The 3776-nt window shown below is 47.2% G+C and carries 1 protein-coding gene and 2 pseudogenes; all 3 read left to right on the top strand.

The window, feature by feature from the left end; genetic code table 11:
• Nucleotides 1-417 (top strand): annotated as a pseudogene (locus QUB63_RS34440) (DUF4255 domain-containing protein); the annotation flags it as partial.
• Nucleotides 418-642: 225 nt separating this feature from the next.
• Nucleotides 643-2736: an ATP-binding protein gene (locus tag QUB63_RS34435; RefSeq protein ID WP_332949879.1), complete on the top strand. Its 2094-nt coding sequence runs from the start codon at nucleotides 643-645 to the stop codon at nucleotides 2734-2736.
• Between the two features lie 192 nt (nucleotides 2737-2928).
• Nucleotides 2929-3776 (top strand): annotated as a pseudogene (locus tag QUB63_RS34430) (hypothetical protein); the annotation flags it as partial.

The raw sequence follows: 3776 nt of genomic DNA, 5'->3' as shown, positions 1-3776 counted from the left end.
CGAACAATGGCGTCAGAGTCCGATCGAACGATGGCGTCAGAGCCCGATCGAACGATAGCGTCGAACGCGATCCCGTTTGTCTTGTGTCCGCAGATCGATAAAGAAAAGCTAGAGGTATTGGATTTATGGGAGAAAGAGGAAGATCTGTATGAGGCCCAATTGCAGGTGGAAGTTGATTTAACCGTTGGCAGCCAGCAGCGGGCGCTATTATTTTTGAACGAGCGATCGAATAACAATCCGGTGGGTTACATTTTTGCCGCCAAACCCCGCGATGAGGATACTAAAGTGGTGGTGTTTCCGATTTTGGATGTAAAGGCGGGAGAATATTTGGTAAGGGTGCAGATTGATGGTGCGGAGAATCCCCTCGAAGTGGATGGGGATAATGGGTATGTTGGTCCCTCAGTTGCGATCGGGTGACATCCTCCTAACGCTAATTTCTCCGGAAATATAGGGTGGATTTCTCAACTCAACTCCAAACTTACATATTATTTTCGGTCAATTACCTGCGGGAGACGGTTTGTAGTAGGGAATGCGCGTACTCTGAAACTGCGGACTAAAGTCCGCACTACAAACTTAGTTATTGCGGTCGATCGAGCGGACATTTCGATCGAGCTTTCACCTACAAGTACGAAAGATACTGAAATGAACGTTAAACAAAGCAGTCAATGGCAGGATGCCAATATTAGATACCTGATGGCATCGATCGCATTAATCGAGCAAATATTATCAAGTTATATTGCTGAACCGGAAAATTGCTTATCCTCGTTAAAGGTAGAACAAGCTAGATTGGAACTGAGGGCTGTGGCGTCAGCAATGCCCGCTCCACCAGCATTACAAGAACTAACAATTGGATTCAATTTATCGGATTTTGAGCGAGATGTACTGCTGTTATGTGCGGGCATGGAATTACAGCAAAACTTTGATGCTTTGTGCGCCGATGCTCAGGGAGATGGGCAGCTAAATTATCCTACTTTTAATCTGGCCATGTCAGCTTTGGCTGTACCTCATTGGAATGCTATTTCTCCCGATCGTCCGTTACGCCGCTGGCAGTTGATTGAAGTTGGGCGCGGTAAAACTATTACCCGTAGCGCGTTGAGAATTAACGAGCGAATTTTACACTATTTAATGGGAGTAGATTGTTTGGATGAAGCATTTAAAGGTACGATCGAGCCAGTATCTCTTAGTGGAGAAATGGTGCGATCGCCCAGCCTGTCATTAAGCGGCTCCCACTCCACAATAGCATCCCAAATAGCTGTGCTGTGGTCGAAAAACCGGACGCAGCAGCAAAGTAGTTTTTCTCTTGACTCATTACCGATCGTCCAATTATGTGGCGATGAAGTAGCATCTAAAGTGGCGATCGCCTCCGCTGCCTGCGAAATCTCTGGGATGAAATTAGCCGTGATATCTGCTAGGGTAATTCCGACAGTTACTGCCGAATTGAATAACTTAATATTGCTGTGGCAGAGAGAAGCGAAGTTAAGTAAATCAGCTTTGTTATTAGACTGCGACGTTTTGGAGTCAGAAGCTGGGGAAAAAGAAAACGCGATCGCTCAAATGATTGCCAATATCACCAGTCCAATAATTATAACAACGGGCGATCGGCGCAAACCAGCCAAGCGTCCTTTCATCACCTTTGATATCCATCCGCCCACCAAACAAGAACAACAACAAATCTGGCAAAACGCTTTAGGAGAACTCGCACCTATTCTCAACGGACAAGTAGAAGTATTAGTCGAACAATTCAACCTCAACGCCCCCACGATTTATGCTGTTTGTGAGGAAATGAGCGGTCAAAACTCAGAAATTGTCGGAGCAGGTTTTACAGATAATCTTGCTGCCCAACAAACAAGTGAAATTAACCGGCCCGCTGCAATCTCAAATCAATTATGGAACATCTGCCGCGCTCAATCTCGTCCCCGGTTAGATGACTTAGCCCAACGCATCTCACCCGCCGCCACTTGGGATGATTTAGTATTACCAGAAACAGCGCGCCAAACCTTGCGAGAAATTGTCGCTCATGTCAGACAACGCACCAAAGTTTACGAACAATGGGGATTTGCTAGTAAAGGAGGTCGAGGTTTAGGAATTAGCGCCTTATTTGCCGGAACTTCTGGGACTGGAAAAACTATGTCATCAGAGGTGTTAGCTGGGGAATTGCAACTGGATCTTTACCGGATAGACTTAAGTTCTGTAGTTAGCAAATATATCGGCGAAACTGAGAAGAATTTGCGCCGCGTTTTCGATGCTGCCGAAGCTGGAGCAACTATTTTGTTATTTGACGAAGCCGATGCGATATTTGGCAAACGTTCTGATGTCAAAGACAGTCACGATCGCTATGCCAATATGGAAGTTAGCTATTTGCTGCAACGCATGGAATCTTACCAAGGTTTAGCGATTTTGACAACGAATTTAAAAGATTCTTTGGATACAGCTTTTTTGCGCAGAATTCGATTTGTGGTGAAGTATACTTTCCCAGATGCCAAAGATCGGGCTAAAATCTGGGAGCGAATTTTCCCCAAAAATACGCCGACAGAAGGGTTGGATTTTGTCAAATTAGCGCGGTTAAATGTAGCAGGTGGAAATATCCGCAATATTGCCTTGAATGCAGCTTTTATGGCAGCAGATGCCGGGGAGCCAGTGATGATGAAACACTTGTCGATAGCGGCTCGGACTGAGTATGTGAAGTTGGAGAGAACCCTAACTGACGCGGAAATTAAAGGCTGGGAAAGCAGTTGACAGTTGACAGTTGACAGTTGACAGTACGGCAACCTGGTTTTTATAAGCTTATTGAGAATAGTCCAAGATTTTAGTTATAACACTTTTGCTGTCGCGTCAAGTTAAGATTTATTTTATGTTAGCTTCTGGTGGAAGCAGTTATGCCAAACTAAGGTAAATTCCCCAGATTTAGACTAGGAGAAGAGGTGGCGTATGAGCAGGCAATGGGCGCAGAAAAAATCTGGATCGAATTCTTCGATGTCGGTGCAAAAAAGTTCATCCTCACAGCGACCTTTCACCGCTCCAGTTTACGATGCGCCAGCGCCAAAGCAAACGCCTTCAGTGCAGGCAAAACGCCGTAACGTTGACTGGAGTAGGGTAACTGTAGAAGCCCAAAGTCCAGCAGGAGTGCAGGCGAAGCTTTCAGTCGGCGCACCTGGGGATAAGTACGAACAGGAAGCTGACGCGATGGCAAATAAAGTCATGACGATGCCTGCACCGGAAACAGAAGAACCGATTGGGGGGGAAGAGGAAGAAGTCCAAACCAAAGCGTTGGGCAACAGCACCCTGCAACGGGAGACAATGCCAGAGGAAGAAGCACCCTTCCAAACTAAACAAACCTCGAACCCCGAACCCCAAACCCCGAACCCATCCCTCGAAAATCAGCTAAACAGCAGTCAACCAGTTGCTGCGGGTTTGATGCTACCACGGGTTACAGGAACACCAACAGCACCTCCATTTCCCTACGAAGGTCCTGTTGAGTTTCCTAGAATTCCAGGTGAAACTCCCTTCAATCCTAGTATGGGGCAGGGGGCAGTAGCAGAAGGCGCAACGGCTACAGAAGGTACTGGAGTCGTTGCAGCCGAAGGTACTGGAGTCGTTGCAGCCGAAGGTACTGGAGTCGTTGCAGCCGAAGGTACTGGAGTCGTTGCAGCCGAAGGTACTGGAGTCGTTGCAGCCGAAGGTACTGGAGTCGTTGCAGCCGAAGGTACTGGAGTCGTTGCAGCCGAAGGTACTGGAGTCGTTGCAGCCGAAGGTACTGGAGTCGTTGCAGCCGAAGG

The organism is Microcoleus sp. ARI1-B5 (assembly GCF_036705795.1).
In the GTDB taxonomy this organism is placed as follows: Bacteria; Cyanobacteriota; Cyanobacteriia; order Cyanobacteriales; family Microcoleaceae; genus Microcoleus.
This window is presented reverse-complemented; position numbering and strand designations above follow the sequence as displayed.

Excerpts from the sequence above, each read along its gene's own strand:
- QUB63_RS34435 (WP_332949879.1), top strand. The coding sequence starts at position 643 with ATGAACGTTAAACAAAGCAGTCAATGGCAGGATGCCAATATTAGATAC.